The organism is Xanthomonas sp. LMG 12460 (assembly GCF_009192895.1).
GTDB classification, from domain to species: domain Bacteria; phylum Pseudomonadota; class Gammaproteobacteria; order Xanthomonadales; family Xanthomonadaceae; genus Xanthomonas_A; species Xanthomonas_A sontii.
In genome coordinates, this window is record NZ_NKUH01000029.1 from 25,028 (window position 1) to 42,594 (window position 17,567).

A 17,567-nucleotide genomic window follows, 5' to 3' on the forward strand; every position below is an offset into this window, starting at 1 on the left:
GACGGCCGCGGCGCACCCTGCGCCAGGGCACCGCGCAGCAGGCAGGGGCGCACGGACCCTGTGGTATTCTGCGCGCCGTTCCGGTGCGGTGCGTGCGCGTGCCCATCCCTCGATCCGCGGCCGCGGCCGCGGTAACGCCGGATCCGGCGCTGCGATGCGCCACGCGCGCGGCGTCCGCCGTGCCTCCCTCCCGTCCGTCCTGGTCCGCCTTCCGTGAAATTCTTCGTCTCCTGCGCCAAGGGCCTGGAATACCTGCTCGTCGATGAACTGCTCGCGCTCGGCGCGGCGCAGGCCACCGCCACCGTCGCCGGGGTCAATGCCGAAGGCAGCCTGCAGGACGCGCAGCGCGCGGTGCTGTGGTCGCGCCTGGCCAGCCGGGTGCTGTGGCCGTTGCAGTCCTTCGACTGCCCCGACGAGGCGGCACTGTACGCCGGCGTGGCCGCGCTGCCGTGGCGCAGCCATCTGGCGCCGCAACACACCCTGGCGGTGGATGCGCATGTGTCCGGCACCGGCATCACCCATGCGCGCTTCGCCGCCCAGCGGGTCAAGGATGCGGTGGTGGACACGCTGCGCGGCGAGGGCCTGGAGCGACCGTCGGTGGACGTGGAGCACCCGGACCTGCGCCTGAACCTGTCGCTGCGCAAGGGGCGCGCGACGCTGTCGGTGGACCTGGGCGGCGGCTCGCTGCACCGGCGCGGCTGGCGCCAGGCGCAGAACGAGGCGCCGCTGAAGGAGAACCTGGCCACGGCGGTGCTGCTGCGCGGGCAGTGGCCGGCGCTGTATGCGCAGGGCGGTGGGCTGCTGGATCCGATGTGCGGCAGCGGCACGCTGCTGATCGAAGGCGCGCTGATGGCCGCCGATGTCGCGCCGGGCCTGCTGCGCGGCGAACTGGCGGCGCAGCAGCGCGGCGACAACGATGCCGATGCCGCGCCGAGTCGCTGGCTGGGGTTCGACGTGGCGTCCTGGCGTTCGCTGCTGGCCGAGGCGCGGCAGCGCGCCCAGGTCGGTCGCGCCGCGTTGCGGCCGGTGCTGTACGGCAGCGACATCGACCCGCATGCGCTGCGCGCAGCGCGCGAGAACGCGCTGGCGGCCGGCGTGGTCGAGGCGATCGCCTTCGCCGCGCACGACGTCGCGGCGTTGCCCGCGCCGGCGCAGGCGTTGGGCACGGTGGTGTGCAATCCCCCCTACGACGAGCGCCTGGCCGCCGACGCGGCGCTGTACCGGCGCCTGGGCGATGCGCTCAAGCGCGCGGTGCCGCAGTGGCGCGCCAGCCTGCTGTGCGGCAGCGACGAACTGGCCTACGCCACCGGCCTGCGCGCGGCCAAGAAGTACCAGATGTTCAACGGCGCGCTGGAGTGCCCGTTGATCGTCTGCGACCCGATCGCGGTCGCGCCGCGGGCCGGCGCCGCGGAGGAGCCGCGTGCGCTCAGCGACGGTGCGCAGATGGTCGCCAACCGCCTGCGCAAGAACCTGCGCAAGTTCAAGACCTGGCGCGCGCGCGCGCGGATCGGCTGCTACCGGGCCTACGATGCCGATCTGCCCGAGTACGCGGCGGCGATCGACGTGTACCAGGAGGACGGCGGCCAGGCGCGCACCTTCCTGCACGTGCAGGAGTACGCGGCGCCGGACAGCATTCCCGACGTGGACGTGCGCCGCCGCCGCAACGAACTGCTGGCGGCCGCGCGCGAGGTGTTCGCGGTGCCGGCCGAGCAGGTGGCGCTGAAGACCCGCGAACGCGGCAAGGGCGGCAGCAAGTACGGCCGTTTCGAGCAGCGCGGCGAGTTCCTGGTGGTGCGCGAGCACGACGCGCTGCTGCGGGTGAACCTGTTCGACTACCTGGATACCGGGCTGTTCCTCGACCACCGCCCGCTGCGCGGGGTGATGGCGCAGCAGGCGCGCGGCAAGCGTTTCCTCAACCTGTTCTGCTACACCGGCGTGGCCAGCGTGCAGGCGGCGGTGGCCGGCGCCGATTCCACCACCAGCGTCGACCTGTCCGGCACCTACCTGCAGTGGTGCGCCGACAACCTGGCCTTCAACGGCAAGGGCGGCGCCCAGCACCGGCTGGTGCAGGCCGACGCGCTGAGCTGGCTGGAGGCGGAGAAGAACCGCTACGACGTGATCTTCTGCGACCCGCCGACCTTCTCCAATTCCGCGCGTGCCGAGGATTTCGACATCCAGCGCGAGCACGTGCGGCTGTTGCGCGCGGCGGTGGCGCGGCTGATGCCCGAGGGCGTGCTGTACTTCTCCAACAACTTCCGCCGCTTCAAGCTGGACGAGAGCGCGCTGGCCGAATTCGCGGTGTGCGAGGAGATCAGCGCGCAGACCATCGACGTCGATTTCGAGCGCAACCCGCGCATCCACCGCGCCTGGCGTCTGCAGCGGCGCTGAGAAGCGGTGCCTCGTGTGTCTTTCTGCAGGAGCGGCTTCAGCCGCGATGGGCGTGACCGGTCACGCCCATCGCGGAGCGTAGTGCGCTGTTCCTTCTCCATCTGGGAGAAGGGGCCCCGAAGGGGCGGGTGAGGGGACGGGCGACGCCGCGTGTCCTCGATCTCTGCGCGTCGCTTCGCGCCGTCCCCTCACCCCAACCCCTGTCCCGGGGGGAGAGGGGCTTGTATCAACTGCCGTGATGCCCCAGCGCGGCCTGCGCCTTGCCGCGTGGCGGCGGGTCATCCTCGGTCTCGCGCTCGTTCCAGTACGCCTGGATCTGCAGGATCTGCGGCAGGATCGCCTCGAACAACTCGACCAGACGCGGCTCGAACTGGCTGCCGGCCTTGTCGCGGAACAGCGCCATCGCCTGTTCCAGCGGCCATGCGTCCTTGTACGGACGCGGTGAGGTGAGCGCATCGAACACGTCGGCCAGCGCCACGATCCGTGCCGATTCGGGAATCTGCGTGCCTGAAACGCCGGCCGGGTAACCGCCGCCGTCCCAGTGCTCGTGGTGGTACAGGGAGACCTCGGCGGCGAGCCGGAACAGCGGCGCGCTGCTGCGGCTGAGGATGTCGTAGCCGATCCGCGGGTGCCGCTTCATGACCTGCCACTCGTCGGCGTCCAGCGGCCCGGGCTTCTTCAGCACCGCATCGGGGATGCCGATCTTGCCGGTGTCGTGCATCGGCGCGGCCTGTTCCAGCAGATCGGCGTCCTCGCACGACCAGCCGGCGGCCAGCGCGAGCGCGCGGGCGTAGGCGGCCATGCGCCAGATATGCGTGCCGGTGTCCGAGTCGCTGTAGTGGCCGGCCATGCCCAGCATCTGGATCGCGTCGCGATGGCTGTCGGCCAGGCTGGTGGCGCTGACCAGCGACAGGTGGGTGCGCACCCGCGCGCGCAGGATGCTCGGCGAGTAGGGCTTGGTGATGTAGTCCACGCCGCCGGCGTCGAACCCGATGCTCTCGTCGGTGTCCTTGTCCTTGCCGGTGACGAAGATGATCGGGATCGCCGCGCTGCGCGCATCTTCCTTCAGGGTGCGGGCGAGGGTGTAGCCGTCGATGTCGGGCAGGTCGACATCCAGCAGGATCAGCGCCGGGCGGTGCTTGGCCACCCCGCGCAGGGCTTCGGCGCCGTTCTTGGCAAACACCAGCGCGTAGTCCTCGCGCAGGAGCTGGCGGATCAGCGCCAGGTTGCTGGGTTCGTCATCGACACAGAGGATGCAAGGCTGGGTCATGGCGTGTTCCCGTCTGATACGCGCTGCTGCGCGGGCGGCGCACTCTTATGATTTTGATCATCGGCCAGCCATCGCCTGACTTGAGCCTCGGCTTCGCGGAAGGAAAAATTCTCCAGCAACAGTTGCAGTTCGGCGGCCTGTGCCGCCGGCAGGACCGGCGCCAGTTGCCGCAGCGTGCGGTCGATGCGGTCCGGATCGTCGCTGTCCAGCACCTGCAGCACCTGATACCAGGACGCCTGCAGCGTCGCCGGATCGACCGCGGCGAGGTTCGCTGCCGCGGGTGGCGCCGCACCCTGGGTGGCGTCGGCGAAGCGCAGCACTTCGGCCGCGGTGTCGGCCATCGCCGCGGCCAGCGCGGCGATCTCGGCATCGGCCTGCGTCGGCGCCGTGCTCAAGCGTTCTTCGAGGGCGGCGCTGGCGATGCTCAACGCCGGCAAGGCCAGCGATCCGGCCGAGCCGCGCAACTTGTGCGCCAGCGACATGGCCTCGGCCGGCCGTTGCGCTTCCACCAGGGTGCGGACGCTGGCCGCCGGGTCGGGATGTTCCTGCAACAGTTTCAGCAGATAGCGCCGATACGGCTCGCGTTCGCCCCAGAGCCGCTGCGCCTGGACGGTATCGAGCAACGCAGGGTCGCTGACCGGCCAGTCGTCCGCCGGCAGCACCGGCGGTGGCACCGCCAGCGGCAGCAGCGGCAGCGAGGTCAGGTTCGGCGGCAGGAACCGCCGGATGATCGCGATCAGGTCCTCGACCTGGAACGGTTTGGCGATGAAGCCGTTCATGCCGCTGGACAGCGCCATCTCCTGCTGCTGGCGATAGGCGCCCGCGGTGAGGGCGATCACCGGCACGGCGGCCAGGTCCGGATCGGCACGCAGTTGCCGGGTGGCTTCGTAGCCGTCCATGGTCGGCATCTGCACGTCCATCAGCACGACGTGGAAGCGGCCGGGATCGCGGCGTAGCCGCTGCAGCGCCTGGGCGCCGTCCTGCGCCAGCTCGACCAGCGCGCCTTCGCCTTCGAGGATGCGCTGCGCGACCTCGCGGTTGATGTCGCTGTCGTCGACCACCAGCAAGCGGGCCCCGGCCAGGCGTGCGACGCCGTCGCCGGGCGCTGCCGCGGGCAGCTCGCCGTTGCGACGCGCCAGCAGCATGGCGATGGTGCGCTGCAGGGCCGAGGCGGTGACCGGCTTGGTCATCACCGCATCCACGTCGGCGACGCCAGGCTGCTGCTCCTGGATCATGCGCCGCTCGTAAGCGGTGACCATGACGATGATGGGCTGCCGGTCCGGTGCCGATTGCGCGCGGATGCGCTGGGCCACGCTCAACCCGTCCAGGTCGGGCATGCGCCAGTCCAGCAGGATCACGTCGAACTCGGCCCGTTCCGGCGCGGCCGCGGCCAAGGCGGCGGTGCCGCTGGACACCGCTTCCACCTGCCAGCCGAAGCCGTTGGCGATGTCGGTCAGGCTGCGCCGCACCAGGTCGTGGTCGTCGGCGATCAGCACCCGCCGCGCCTGCGCCGGTTCGGCGTCGTCGGCCGGTGCCGGCGCCACCGTGAACGGAATGACGAAGTAGAAATCGCTGCCCTGACCGGGGGCGCTCTGCACTTCCAGTTGCCCGCCCATCAGCTCCACCAGGCGCCGGCTGATGGTCAGGCCCAGGCCGCTGCCGCCGTAGCGGCGGCTGGTGGAGGTGTCGGCCTGCAGGAACGGCGAGAAGATCAGGCTCTGCTTCTCGCGCGGGATGCCGATGCCGGTGTCGCGCACCGAGAACAGCAGCTTGAGCTTGCCGGGTTCGGCGCCGGGGAAGGCGCGCACCGACAGCGCCACCTCGCCCTGTTCGGTGAACTTGATGGCGTTGCCCACCAGGTTGATCAGCACCTGGTTCAAGCGCAGCGCGTCGCCGCGCAACCAGCGGCAGCCCGGCGGCAGCGGCTCGACGATCATCTCCACCGGCTTGGCGCTGTTCGCCGAGGTCATCAGCGCGGCGATGTTCTCCAGCAACTCGTTGAGATCGAACGGCGCCGATTCCAGGTCGATGCGTCCGGACTCGATCTTGGAGAAGTCGAGGATGTCGTTGATGATCTCCAGCAGGTTGCGTGCGGACAGCTCGATCTTCTGGATCATGTCCTGCGCCGCCTGCGACAGCGCGCTGTGCCGCAGCAGGTACAGCATGCCCAGGATCGCGTTCATCGGCGTGCGGATCTCGTGGCTCATGTTGGCCAGGAAATCGCTCTTGGACTGGTTGGCGCTTTCGGCCGCGTCGATCGCCAGGCGCAGCTCGCGCTCGCGCCGCTTCTGCTCGGTCAGGTCGACCGCGATGCCGAGGTAGCCGATCACCCGGTCGTCGTCGTCGCGCAGCGTGCTCAGGGTCAGCAAGACCGGGAAGGCGTGGCCATCCTTGCTCAGGTAGGTCCATTCGCGGGTGTCGCTGCGTCCCAGCGTGGACAGCGCGGCCACCGACTCGAACGAGGGCTGCACCGGCATGCCCGATTGCGCGGCCATGCGCTCGGCGCGTGCGCTCAGCTGTTCCGGATCCAGGAACAGGCCGGTGGCCTTGCGCCCGATCAGCTCGTGCGCGGCGTAGCCGAGCAGCAGTTCGGCGGCCGGATTGAACAGGGTGATGACGCCGTCCGGGTCGGTGGCGACGATCGCGTAGCCGGCATTGGCCAGGATCGCGCGCTGCAGCGCCGAATAGGTCACCAGTTCGCTGGTGCGCTCGGCCACCTGCTGCTCCAGCGTGGCGTTGAGCTCCAGCACCCGCGCCTGCGCGCGCACCTGTTCGGTGACGTCGTGCAGCAGGTGCGAATGGCCGATGGTGCCGCCGCGGGTGCCGGCGATCGGCGAGACGCTGGCCAGGACGCTGACGGTGTGACCATCGCGGTGGCGCAGCTCGCGGACGCCGTCGCCGCTGTCGATGGGATCGCGGACGTGCGCGCCCAGCAACCGCTGCAGCGGCTGGCCGATGGCCTGCTCCGGGGTGTAGCCGAAGATGCGCTTGGCCGCGGGATTCCAGTGGGTCACGCGGCCGTTCAGGTCTTCGGCGACGATCGCTTCGCTGGTGCCGGCGACCAGGGCGGCCAGTTGGCTCTGCTCGCTGAGGATCAGGTCGCGGCGGCGCAGGCTGGTCAGGAACACGTACAGCAGGGTGGCGAGCAGCAGCGCGATACCGGCGGCCAGCGCGCCGGCGAACAGCGGCGAGGTCTGGTCGAGCGAGCGCACGAAGCCCGGCGTGGCGCGTGCACCGATACGCCACTGGCGTCCATAGACCGCCAGGGTGCGCTCGGCGGTGGGGCCTCCGGCCAGGATCGGTGTGGCGTCGTCGCGATAGAACGGCTGCCCAGGGTTCAGGCTGTCGGCCAGGCTCAGCTGCAGTTCGTTGCGGTGGTCGTCGGAGGAGGCCAGTACCTCGGCGATGCTCAATGGGGCGTATGCCCAGCCGCTGGTGGCCTGCCAGCGCTGTTCCGGGGTCTGCAGCGGCAGGCCTTCGCGATACACCGGCAACAACAGCAGAAAGCCGCTCTTGCCCAGCCCCGGCCGCTGCACCAGGCGGATCGGCGCGGTGATGGTGGGCTTGCCCGAGTGCGCGGCGGCGATCGCCGCGTCGCGTCGCGCCGGTTCGGAGGCGATGTCGAAGCCCTGTGCCGGCGTGTTGGACTGCGTCGGCTGGATGTAGACGATGACGAAGCGATCGCCCTCGTGCGGGGCCAGTTCGCGGATCTGCAGCGACGGTGCGCCGTCGGCGCGGGCCTGCTGCAGGAACGCCGCCTCGTCGGCGCGCGGCACCCGCTGGATGTAGCCGAAGCCGCGCACCCCGGGAAACTCGCGCAGATAGTCGCGCGAGGCGCTGTAGCGGGAGAAGCGCTCGCGCGAGATGCGGTCGCCGCCGGCCGCGATCACCGCACCGCGCGCGCCGCGCAGGCCATGCTCGTACATGTCCAGGCGCTGCCGCAGATCGCCGGCCACGTGCGAGACCAGTTGCTGGAAGCGCGCCTGCGCCTGCGCGCGGTTGCGCTGCTGCACGCCATGCGCGATCAGCAGCGCGGCGAGCAGCCCGACGGCCAGCACGGCCAGGGCGGCGAGCCGCGCAAGCCGCGCAGGGCCGGCGATGGGTGTCCGGCGTTTCTTCGACATGCTCCCCTTTCCTCTGGCGAACGCGCGTTCGGCACGCGCATCGGCTTCCCCCCGACCGGTTGCGGGATGGCGTTCACAGCGGCGACGCAGGCCCCGCAGGTCGTCCCCCAACGCTAGCGCGGGCGTGGCTGTCGCGCCAGCCCTTCGGTCCAAAGAGTCGAGGCGTGTCTACACCTTGCTGCGTGGATGGCACCGGGTGCCGCGGGTCGGCGGTCCGTCGTGGGGTGCGTGCGTCGCATCGTGCGTCGGCAGCGGGCCGGCCGCTCCAGCGGCGCAGTGCATCCTTGTCATGCACGCTCAGCCAAGCAGCGTGACGGCAGCGTGCAGCGCCAGCCCGATCAATCCGCCGACCAGGGTGCCGTTGAAGCGGATGTACTGCAGGTCGCGGCCCACGCTCAGTTCCAGTTGCTCGACCAGGTGGCGTTCGTCCCAGCCCTTCACGGTCTGCGCGATGTGCTCGGTGACGCCGCTGCGCAGGCGCTGGGTCAGCCGCTCGGCGCCGCCGAGCAGGTGCTGGTTGAGCGCCTCGCGCAGGGCGGGATCCTGCGCCAGCGACTGGCCGAGCGCGCCGAGGGCGCGCTGCAGGTGCTGCACCAGCGCGCCGTCCTGGCGCGACAGGTCCTCGCGCAGCGCGCTGTGGATCTGATCCCACAGGCCCTGCACGTACGCCTGTACGCCGGGGTGGTCGATCAGCCGCTGCTTCAGCGCCTGCACTTTCTCGGCGGTGGCGGGATCGGCGCGCAGCCGTTGCACGTAGCCGCCGAGCCAGCGCTCGTAGTCCTGGCGCAACGGATGCTGCGGCTGCGACAGCACCTCCTGCAGTTCGTCCAGCAGCGCGTGCGCCAGGCGCTCGGCGAGGGTGTCGGCGATGCCTTCCACCGGCTTCACCCATTCCACGGTGCCGACCAGCTTGGGCCACTCGCGGCGCGCGTACTTGACGATCATCGCCGACACCCGCTGCTTGACCGCGGCATCGTCCAGGTGCCGGCCGAGCCGGGTCAGCGCTTCGTCGAGCAGTGCGTGGTGGCGGCCGTCGGCGGTGAGCAGGCCGAGCAGTTCGCCGGCGGTGGCGGCGGCGTCCCAGTCGCGCAGCCGCGCCACCACGAAACCATGGATGCGGCGCCGCACCGCGGCTTCGTCCAGCAGGTCCAGCGCCTGTAACGCCCAGCCGCGGGCCAGATCGGCCAGCCGTGCGGACTGCGCCGGTTCGGCCAGCCACTGGCCCAGTCGCGCCGCGGGATCGAACGCGCTGAGCTTGGCCAGCAGCGCGCCCGGTTCCAGGAACTGATCGCGCACGAACACCGCCAGGCTGTCGGCGATGCGCGCCTTGCCGTGCGGGATGATCGCCGTGTGCGGAATCGGCAGGCCCAGCGGGTGCCGGAACAGCGCCACCACCGCGAACCAGTCGGCCAGCGCACCGACCGTGGCCGCTTCGCAGAACGCGCCGACCCAGGCCCACACCCCGTGCAGGCCCATGGCATGGCTGAGCAGGAAGCCGCACAGCATCGCCAGCAGCAACAGCGCCGCCAGCAGCTTCATGCGCCGCAGCTGCGCGCGGCGCGGATCGGGGGGCAGGGCAGGGGCGGAAGACACGCTCATGCGGCCGAGTCTACGCAGTGCGCGGTGAGCGCGGTTGCATGCGCGGCGGCGAGGTCATCCGGCCGCGGCACGGATGGCCGGTGCGCGTGGATCAGCCCGGCAACTGCGCGCGCAGCGCCGCCACTTCCTCGCGCAGCGCCTGGTTCTCGGCCTCGAGTTCGGCCACGCGCTGGCGCAGCGTGGCCGCCGTGTCGCCCTCGGCATCCGCCGCCGGGGCCGCGTCCTCGGCGGCGTCCGCAGGCGCCGGTTTGGGCTTGCGCTTGGACTCGCGGGCGCGCTTGGCGGCCTGCTTCAGCTCGTCCTTGCCGGCCATCGCCGCGGCGCGCTGTTCCTCCTCGGGCAGGCTGGCCACTGCCGCGGCGGCATTGATCGAGATCGCACCGGACTTGACCGCTTCCACCACCTCGGCCGCGGCCTGCTTCTGGATCTTCTCGATCTGCACCACCTGGCTGTTGCTGAGCCGCGCCACGCGCGCCAGTTCGGCGCGGCTGAGCGGTGCCGGTGCGTCGGCCCAGGGTGGCGTGTCGGTGTCGGTGTCGTTGGCGGTCTCGCCAGCCGCGTCCGGGTCAGTGGCGTCGGCTGCGGGCGCCTCTGCGGCAGCCGCGCTGGCGCGCCGCTCGGCGAGGATCTCGCGCTTGCGCAGCGCCAGCACGCCGCGCTGGAAGTCGGAGACGCTGCGCCGGCCCAGGTGCTGGTCGATCATCCACAGGTGCACGTCCTGCAGCGACTGGAAGCGGGTGTTCTGCACAGTCTGGAACGGCAGGCCGTGCTTCTGGCAGATGCCGTAGCGGTTGTGCCCGTCGACCAGGATGTCGCCCCACAGCACCAGCGCGTCGCGGCAGCCCTCGGCCAGCAGGCTGCGTTCCAGGGCAGCGTATTCGTCGGCGGTCAGCGGATCGATATAGGCCTTGAGGTCTTCTTTGACAACGATGTTCATCAACGGGCGGTGCGGCGTGGCGACGGGGGCGGCATTGTAGAGGCCGGGAATCGGGAACGGGGAATCGGGAATGGCAACAGCGCGTGTCGCGGCCGCATGGCCTGAGTCGTTCGCGCATGCGGCGCTTTCCGATTCCCTACTCCCGATTGCCCATTCCCGGCTTCACCCCACCACCACCTCACTGATCTGCATCACCGGCGTCAGGTCGGTGTAGTTCTTGATGTCGCCGAGGATCTCCTCCGCATGCGGGCCGAAGCCGGCCTGGAAGGCCTCCACCGACTCGCTGAAGATGTGGCACATGCCGACGTAGGTCGGGTCGCTGCCGGGGGTGCCGCCGGACAGGCCCTTGTCCACGGTGTAGCGCAGGCAGGCGGCGCCCATGCGCGCCTGCAGCAGCGGCATGTGCGTATCGCGATAGTAGGCATGGTCGAAACGGGCGCCTGGCGTGTACGGGTACATCACGCTGACCTTGATCATGGAGCGGCTCCTGTGGCGGCGGTGGGTCCCGGCCGGGCGCCGGGTGGCGCAAGGCTACACCCGGGAATGGTCGGCGTGTGTTGCGCTGCGGTGGGCGCAGGGCCGGGAATGGGGAATGGGGATTGGGGAATCGCAACAGCAAGAGCAACAGCAAGTGATGCGGTTGCCGGGTTGCCCGATGCGGGCGCCGCGGCGCTTTTGCGATTCCCTATTCCCGATTCCCCATTCCCAGCCCTTTACCGCATCGTCGGCATCGCGAACTCGGCGCCGGCCGCGGCCTCCGGCCAGCGCGCGGTGACGGTCTTGAGCCGGGTGTAGAAGCGCACTCCATCCGGGCCGTGCACATGCAGCGGACCGAACAGCGAGCGCTTCCAGCCGCCGAAGCTGTGGAACGCCATCGGCACCGGGATCGGTACGTTGATGCCGACCATGCCGGCCTGCACCTGCCGCGCGAACGCACGCGCCGCGCCGCCGTCGCGGGTGAACACCGCCGCGCCGTTGCCGTAGTCGTGGTCGGCGATCAGGCGCAGCGCGGCGGCGGCGTCGGCCACCCGCACCACGCACAGCACCGGGCCGAAGATCTCTTCGCGGTAGATGCGCATGTCGCTGCGCACGTGGTCGAACAGGCTGCCGCCGAGGAAGAAGCCGTCCGGGTGGTCGGCCGCGCTCGCCGGGCGGCCGTCTACGACCAGTCGTGCGCCCTCGGCCACGCCGCTGTGGATGTAGCCGAGCACGCGCTCGCGGTGCGCGGCGCTGACCAGCGGGCCCATGTCCGGCTCGTCGCGGCCGGCGTCGGCCTGGCCCGCGCCCAGGCGCAGCGCGGCCACGCGCGGCGCCAGTTTGGCCACCAGCGCATCGGCCAGCGCGTCGCCCACGCACACCGCCACCGAGATCGCCATGCAACGTTCGCCGGCCGAGCCGTAGCCGGCCCCGAGCAGGGCGTCGGCGACATCGTCCAGGTCGGCGTCGGGCAGCACTACCAGGTGATTCTTGGCCCCGCCCAGCGCCTGCACGCGCTTGCCCAGCGCACTGCCGCGCGCGTACAGGTCGGCGGCCACCGCGGTGGAGCCGACGAAGCTCAGCGCCTGCACCTGCGGGTACGCCAGCAGTGCGTCCACCGCCGGTTTGGCGCCGTGCACCACGTTGCACACGCCGGCCGGCAACCCGGCCTCGTGCAGCCATTCGGCCAGGAGCAGCGACGCCGAGGGCGCGTGTTCGGAGGGCTTGAGCACGAAGCTGTTGCCGCAGGCCAATGCCACCGGCAGCATCCACAGCGGCACCATCGCCGGGAAGTTGAACGGGGTGACGCCGGCCACCACGCCCAGCGGCGCGTATTCGCTCCAGGCGTCCACGCCGCGGCCGACGTCGTGCGAATGCTCGCCCTTGAGCAGGTGCGGGATGCCGCAGGCGAACTCCACCACTTCCATGCCGCGGACCACTTCGCCGCGTGCGTCGGTCACGGTCTTGCCGTGCTCGACGCTGATGCAGCGGGCCAAGGCGTCGGCACGGCGTTCCAGCAGCTCGCGGAAGCGGAACAGCACCCGCGCGCGCTGCAGCGGCGGCGTCGCCGCCCAGCCGGGGAAGGCGGCACTGGCGGCGTGCACCGCCATCTCCACCGCATGCGCGGCGCCCAGCGGCACGTGGCGCTGGACGGCGCCTGTGGCCGGGTCGAAGACCTCGGCGTGCTCGTCGCCGCGGAAGGCGACGGGCTGGCCGTCGATGTAGTGGGACAGGGTGTCGCGCATCGTGTTCGATCCTCGGATGGACAGCGTCAGCCCAGCGCGTCCAGCGGCCGCACGAACTCCTGGCCCAGCGCCTGCGCCACCGCGCGGTGGGTGAGCTTGCCGGCGTGCACGTTGAGGCCGTTGCGCAGGTCCTGGTCGTCGCGCAGCGCCTGCAGCCCGTGTTCGGCCAGCAGCAGCACGAACGGCAGGGTGGCGTTGGTCAGGGCGAAGGTGGAGGTGCGGGCGACGCCGCCGGGCATGTTGGCCACGCAGTAATGCACGATGCCGTCGACCTCGTAGGTCGGCTGCTGGTGCGTGGTCGGGTGGCTGGTCTCGAAGCAGCCGCCCTGGTCGATCGCCACGTCCACCAGCACCGAGCCGGGCCGCAGCAGCGCCAGTTGCTCGCGCGACACCAGCTTGGGCGCGGCGGCGCCGGGGATCAGCACCGCACCGATCACCAGGTCGGTGTGCGGCAGGCACTGCTCGATCGCATCGCGGGTGGAGTACAGCGTGGTCAGTTGCTGGCCGTAGAGTTCGTCCAGGTACTTGAGCCGCTCCAGCGAGCGGTCCAGCACGGTCACCCGCGCATGCAGGCCCATCGCCATGCGCGCGGCGTTGATGCCGACCACGCCGCCGCCGATCACCAGCACCTGCGCCGGCTTGACCCCGGGCACGCCGCCGAGCAGCACGCCCGAGCCGCCCTGCGCCTTCTCCAGCGCATGCGCGCCGGCCTGGATCGCCATGCGCCCGGCCACCTCGCTCATCGGCGCCAGCAGCGGCAGGCCGCCGTGGCCGTCGGTGACGGTCTCGTAGGCGATGGCGGTGCAGCCGGAGCGCTGCAGCGCCGCGGCCTGCTGCGGATCCGGCGCCAGGTGCAGGTAGGTGAACAGCAGTTGCCCAGGGCGCAGCATCGCGCACTCCTCCGGCTGCGGTTCCTTGACCTTGACGATCATCTCGGCCTGCGCGAACACGCTGGCCGCATCCTCGGCGATGCGTGCGCCGGCGCGCTCGTACTCGGCATCGGTCAGGCCGATGGACTGGCCGCCGCCGCGCTGCACCAGCACCTGGTGGCCGTGCAGCACCAGTTCGCGCACTCCGGACGGGGTCAGCCCGATCCGGTATTCGTGGTTCTTGATCTCTTTCGGAACGCCGACCAGCATGAGCGGTTCTCCAGGCAGACGCAGCGCGTGGGGAGCGCGGGCGGTGGGTTGGGTGAGGGAGGGGTCAGGGTGTGCTGCGGATCATGTCCGCCAGCACCGCGAAGATGCGCTCGATGTGCGTGGCTTCCACGATCAGCGGCGGCGACAGCGCGATGGTGTCGCCGGTGACGCGGATCAGCAGGTCGCCTTCATGGAAGCAGCGCTCGAAGATCTCGTAGGCGCGCGCGCCGGGCGCGCCCTTGCGCGGCGCCAGTTCGATCGCGCCGATCAGGCCGAAGTTGCGGATGTCGATGACGTGCGGCAGGTCGCGCAGCCGATGAATCGCCTCCTCCCACACCGGACCCAGCTCGATCGCCTTGTCGAACAACTGTTCCTCGGCATAGGTGTCCAGCGTTGCCAGCGCGGCGGCGCAGGCCAGCGGATGGCCGGAGTAGGTATAGCCGTGGAACAGGTCGATGGCGTTGGCCGGACCGTGCGCGAACGCCTCGTGGATGGCGTGGGACACGAACACCGCGCCCATCGGCACGCAGCCGTTGGTCAGGCCCTTGGCGGTGGTGATCATGTCCGGGGTCACGCCGAAGCGCTGCGCGGCGAAGGCGTGGCCGACGCGCCCGTAGCCGGTGATGACCTCGTCGAAGATCAGCAGGATGCCGTGCTTGTCGCACAGTTCGCGGATGCGCTGCAGGTAGCCGTGCGGCGGCAGCACCACCCCGGCCGAGCCGGAGATCGGCTCGATGATCACCGCGGCGATGGTGGAGGCATCGTGCAGCGTCACCAGCCGTTCCAGGTCCTCGGCCAGTTCCGCGCCATGGGTCGGCAGGCCGCGCGAGAACGCATTGCGCTCCAGGTCGAGCGTGTGCCGCAGATGGTCCACGCCCGGCAGCAGCGGGCCGAACGCCTTGCGGTTGTTCGGCAGGCCACCGACCGAAATGCCGCCGAAGCCGACGCCGTGGTAGCCCTTCTCGCGGCCGATGAAGCGCGTGCGCTGGCCCTCGCCGCGGGCGCGGTGGTAGGCGAGTGCGATCTTCAGCGCGGTGTCCACCGACTCGGAGCCGGAATTGGTGTAGAACACGTGGTCCAGGCCCGGCGGCGCCAGTTCCACCAGCCGCTCGGCGAGCACGAACGGCAACGGCGAGCCCATCTGGAAGGTCGGCGCGAAATCCAGCGTGGCGATCTGCCGTGCCACCGCCTCGACGATACGCGGCCGCGCGTGGCCGGCGTTGCAGCACCACAGGCCGGCGGTGCCGTCGAGGATCTGGCGCCCGTCCACGCTGCGATAGTGCATGCCCTCGGCCGAGGCCAGCAGCCGCGGCCGCGCCTTGAACTGGCGGTTGGCGGTGAACGGCATCCAGAACGCCTCCAGCGTGTCCGGCGCGCGGGTGGCCTGCGCGGCGTAATGGTCGGACAGCGCCTGGGACGAGAGGGGCGGCTGAGGGCGCATCGCAGGCTCCACGCGAGGGATGTTGAAAAAACTTTACACCATGCCGCTGCGCCGGGTGTGACCCGGCGTGTCGCAGTGCGCGCGAATCGGGCGGGCTTTTCCTGGTTGCGCCGCAACACGGGCGCGCCGCCCGAAATTGACCGTCCGGGGCGGGTGTGTAAAGTATCCGGCAACACCGCCACCGGCGTTCCCATTCGCGATGGATATCGGCGCCCGCCTGCATCGGGTTCGCACCGCCCACGGCCTGAGCCAGCGCGAGTTGGCCAAGCGGGTGGGCGTGACCAACAGCACCATCTCGCTGATCGAGCAGAACAAGGTCAGCCCATCGGTGAGTTCGCTGAAGAAGGTGCTGGATGGCATCCCGATCTCGCTGGCCGAATTCTTCACCCAGGACCTGGACCCGGGCGAGGCCGATGCGCCGTTCTACCGCGCCGACGAACTGCCCGACGTCGGCAGCGACGGCATCCACTACTACCTGGTCGGCCGGCATCGCCCGCAGCGGCAGATGTGCATCCTGCGCGAGGTGATGCCGCCGGGCAGCGACACCGGCAGCGCGATGCTGGTGCACGACGGCGAAGAGGGCGGGGTGGTGGTGGCCGGCGAGGTGGAGATCACCGTCGGCAGCCAGGTGCGGGTGCTGCGCGCGGGCGAGGGCTACTATTTCGAAAGCCGGGTGCCGCACCGCTTCCGCAACGTCGGCCGCGAGACGGCGGTGCTGGTCAGCGCCAATACGCCGGCCACCTTCTGACTCGCATGCGCGCCGCGCCGCCGCCGGCCGTCGCGTGCTTCCGATCCTTCCGCCGCAGCAGGAGTTTCCGATGACCGCACCCCGCACCCGCGACGCCTGGCAGGCGCTGGCCGACACGCTGCGTCCGCGGACCCAGGCCTTCATCGACGGCCGCTACGTCGATGCCGCCAGTGGCAAGACCTTCGACTGCATCAGCCCGATCGACGGCCGCCTGCTCGGCCGCGTGGCCGAAGGCGAGGCCGCGGATATCGACCGCGCGGTGGCCGCGGCGCGGCGTAGTTTCGAGGCCGGGCACTGGTCGCAGGCCAAGCCGGCGCAGCGCAAGAAGACCCTGCTGGCGCTGGCCCAACTGGTCGAACGCCATGCCGACGAACTGGCGTTGCTGGAGTCGCTGGACATGGGCAAGCCGGTGCGCGATGCGCGCCGGGTCGACCTGGCGGCGACGGTGCGCTGCCTGTCCTGGACCGCCGAGGCGGTGGACAAGCTGTACGGCGAAGTGGCGCCGACCGGACAGGACGAACTGGGCCTGATCACCCGCGAGCCGCTGGGCGTGGTCGGCGCGATCGTGCCGTGGAATTTCCCGCTGCTGATGGCGGCGTGGAAGATTGCCCCGGCGCTGGCCGCCGGCAACTCGGTGGTACTGAAGCCGTCGGAGAAATCGCCGCTGAGCGCGTTGCGCCTGGCCGAACTGGTCGCCGAGGCGGGTATTCCCGACGGCGTGTTCAACGTGGTGCCGGGCTTCGGCAAGGGCGCCGGCGAGCCGCTGGCGCTGCACATGGACGTGGACGGGCTGGTGTTCACCGGCTCCACCGCGGTCGGCCGGCGCCTGCTGCAGTGCGCCGGGTTGTCGAACATGAAACGCGCGTACATGGAATGCGGCGGCAAGAGCCCGAACCTGGTGTTCGCCGATGCGCCGGACCTGGAACAGGCGGCGCAGGCGGCCGCCGCGGCGATCTTCTACAACCAGGGCGAGGTCTGCACCGCGGCCTCGCGGCTGCTGGTGGAGCGTTCGATCAAAGATGCCTTCGTCGAGCGCGTGGTCGCCGCCGGCCGCGCGCTGCAGCCGCGGCATCCGTTCGACGACGACGCGGCGATGGGCGCGCTGGTCGATGAGACCCAGACCCACCGCGTGCTCGACTACATCGCCCGCGGCAACGCCGAAGGCGCGCGCCTGCTGCTCGGCGGCAAGCGCGTGGAAGTGGTGCCCGGCGGCTGCTACGTGGAGCCGACCATCTTCGACGAGGTCGGCCACGAACACACCATCGCCCGCGAGGAGATCTTCGGCCCGGTGCTGTCGGTGATCGCCTTCGACGACGAGGCGCACGCCCTGCGCATGGCCAACGACAGCGACTACGGCCTGGCGGCGGGCGTGTGGACCCGCGACATCGGCCGCGCGCACCGCGTGGCGCGCAAGCTGCGCGCCGGCAGCGTGTGGGTGAACTACTGGGACGGCGGCGACATGACCGCCCCGTTCGGCGGCTACAAGCAATCGGGCAACGGCCGCGACAAGTCGCTGCACGCCTTCGACAAGTACACGGAGATGAAGGCGACGTGGATCAATCTGGGTGAGTAGCCGGGATTGGGAAGTGGGGAGTGGGGAGTGGAGATTCGTTGAAGCGCGCCGCCGCGGCTGCGACGTGGTAGGAGCGGCTTCAGCCGCGACGGCTTTCCCGGTGAACCCTGTCGCGGCTGAAGCCGC

At 70.8% G+C, this 17,567-nt stretch carries 11 protein-coding genes; 3 read left to right on the top strand and 8 right to left on the bottom strand.

Annotation, left to right across the window (positions count from 1 at the left end):
- Positions 1–213: 213 nt before the first annotated feature.
- The gene (gene rlmKL, locus CEK66_RS07165; protein ID WP_152236403.1) at positions 214–2,388 is read left to right on the top strand and encodes a bifunctional 23S rRNA (guanine(2069)-N(7))-methyltransferase RlmK/23S rRNA (guanine(2445)-N(2))-methyltransferase RlmL; all 2,175 of its coding nucleotides are present in this window, start codon (positions 214–216) and stop codon (positions 2,386–2,388) included.
- Positions 2,389–2,614: 226 nt separating this feature from the next.
- Here rlmKL and CEK66_RS07170 read toward each other — a convergent pair whose 3' ends face one another.
- From CEK66_RS07170 to CEK66_RS07205, 8 genes are all read right to left on the bottom strand, one after another.
- The gene (locus CEK66_RS07170) at positions 2,615–3,658 is read right to left on the bottom strand and encodes an HD domain-containing phosphohydrolase (protein ID WP_017914776.1); all 1,044 of its coding nucleotides are present in this window, start codon (positions 3,656–3,658) and stop codon (positions 2,615–2,617) included.
- Positions 3,655–7,782 carry a CHASE domain-containing protein gene (locus CEK66_RS07175; RefSeq protein WP_226978526.1) on the bottom strand — a complete coding sequence of 1,376 codons (4,128 nt, stop codon included), beginning with the start codon at positions 7,780–7,782 and terminating at the stop codon, positions 3,655–3,657. Before CEK66_RS07175 ends, CEK66_RS07170 begins: the two co-directional genes overlap by 4 nt.
- A gap of 297 nt (positions 7,783–8,079) precedes the next feature.
- On the bottom strand, positions 8,080–9,321 hold the full coding sequence (locus tag CEK66_RS07180; RefSeq protein WP_152236410.1) for a DUF445 family protein: 1,242 nt from the start codon (positions 9,319–9,321) through the stop codon (positions 8,080–8,082).
- Between the two features lie 151 nt (positions 9,322–9,472).
- Positions 9,473–10,318 (bottom strand): plasmid replication/partition related protein, encoded by an 846-nt coding sequence (locus tag CEK66_RS07185; protein WP_152236404.1) that lies wholly within the window; start codon positions 10,316–10,318, stop codon positions 9,473–9,475.
- A 162-nt stretch (positions 10,319–10,480) separates the two neighbouring features.
- Positions 10,481–10,795 carry an EthD family reductase gene (locus CEK66_RS07190; RefSeq protein WP_017908811.1) on the bottom strand — a complete coding sequence of 105 codons (315 nt, stop codon included), beginning with the start codon at positions 10,793–10,795 and terminating at the stop codon, positions 10,481–10,483.
- A gap of 236 nt (positions 10,796–11,031) precedes the next feature.
- Positions 11,032–12,540 carry a CoA-acylating methylmalonate-semialdehyde dehydrogenase gene (locus CEK66_RS07195; RefSeq protein ID WP_152236405.1) on the bottom strand — a complete coding sequence of 503 codons (1,509 nt, stop codon included), beginning with the start codon at positions 12,538–12,540 and terminating at the stop codon, positions 11,032–11,034.
- A gap of 26 nt (positions 12,541–12,566) precedes the next feature.
- The gene (gene ald, locus CEK66_RS07200) at positions 12,567–13,679 is read right to left on the bottom strand and encodes an alanine dehydrogenase (protein ID WP_017912338.1); all 1,113 of its coding nucleotides are present in this window, start codon (positions 13,677–13,679) and stop codon (positions 12,567–12,569) included.
- Positions 13,680–13,743: 64 nt separating this feature from the next.
- A complete protein-coding gene (locus CEK66_RS07205) occupies positions 13,744–15,120 on the bottom strand; it encodes an aspartate aminotransferase family protein (protein WP_167521989.1) in 1,377 nt (458 codons plus the stop codon).
- A 199-nt stretch (positions 15,121–15,319) separates the two neighbouring features.
- Between CEK66_RS07205 and CEK66_RS07210 the strand changes: the two genes are divergently transcribed.
- The gene (locus tag CEK66_RS07210; protein ID WP_017909934.1) at positions 15,320–15,868 is read left to right on the top strand and encodes a cupin domain-containing protein; all 549 of its coding nucleotides are present in this window, start codon (positions 15,320–15,322) and stop codon (positions 15,866–15,868) included.
- Between the two features lie 70 nt (positions 15,869–15,938).
- Positions 15,939–17,441 carry an aldehyde dehydrogenase gene (locus CEK66_RS07215; protein ID WP_152236406.1) on the top strand — a complete coding sequence of 501 codons (1,503 nt, stop codon included), beginning with the start codon at positions 15,939–15,941 and terminating at the stop codon, positions 17,439–17,441.
- Positions 17,442–17,567: the final 126 nt, after the last annotated feature.

What these genes read in the sequence shown, in the direction of transcription:
- ald (WP_017912338.1), bottom strand. Translation starts at nt 13,679, where the DNA reads ATGCTGGTCGGCGTTCCGAAAGAGATCAAGAACCACGAATACCGGATC.
- CEK66_RS07195 (WP_152236405.1), bottom strand. Translation starts at nt 12,540, where the DNA reads ATGCGCGACACCCTGTCCCACTACATCGACGGCCAGCCCGTCGCCTTC.
- CEK66_RS07170 (WP_017914776.1), bottom strand. Translation starts at nt 3,658, where the DNA reads ATGACCCAGCCTTGCATCCTCTGTGTCGATGACGAACCCAGCAACCTG.
- CEK66_RS07215 (WP_152236406.1), top strand. Translation starts at nt 15,939, where the DNA reads ATGACCGCACCCCGCACCCGCGACGCCTGGCAGGCGCTGGCCGACACG.
- CEK66_RS07185 (WP_152236404.1), bottom strand. Translation starts at nt 10,318, where the DNA reads ATGAACATCGTTGTCAAAGAAGACCTCAAGGCCTATATCGATCCGCTG.
- CEK66_RS07180 (WP_152236410.1), bottom strand. Translation starts at nt 9,321, where the DNA reads ATGAAGCTGCTGGCGGCGCTGTTGCTGCTGGCGATGCTGTGCGGCTTC.
- CEK66_RS07210 (WP_017909934.1), top strand. Translation starts at nt 15,320, where the DNA reads ATGGATATCGGCGCCCGCCTGCATCGGGTTCGCACCGCCCACGGCCTG.
- CEK66_RS07175 (WP_226978526.1), bottom strand. Translation starts at nt 7,782, where the DNA reads ATGTCGAAGAAACGCCGGACACCCATCGCCGGCCCTGCGCGGCTTGCG.
- CEK66_RS07190 (WP_017908811.1), bottom strand. Translation starts at nt 10,795, where the DNA reads ATGATCAAGGTCAGCGTGATGTACCCGTACACGCCAGGCGCCCGTTTC.
- CEK66_RS07205 (WP_167521989.1), bottom strand. Translation starts at nt 15,120, where the DNA reads ATGCGCCCTCAGCCGCCCCTCTCGTCCCAGGCGCTGTCCGACCATTAC.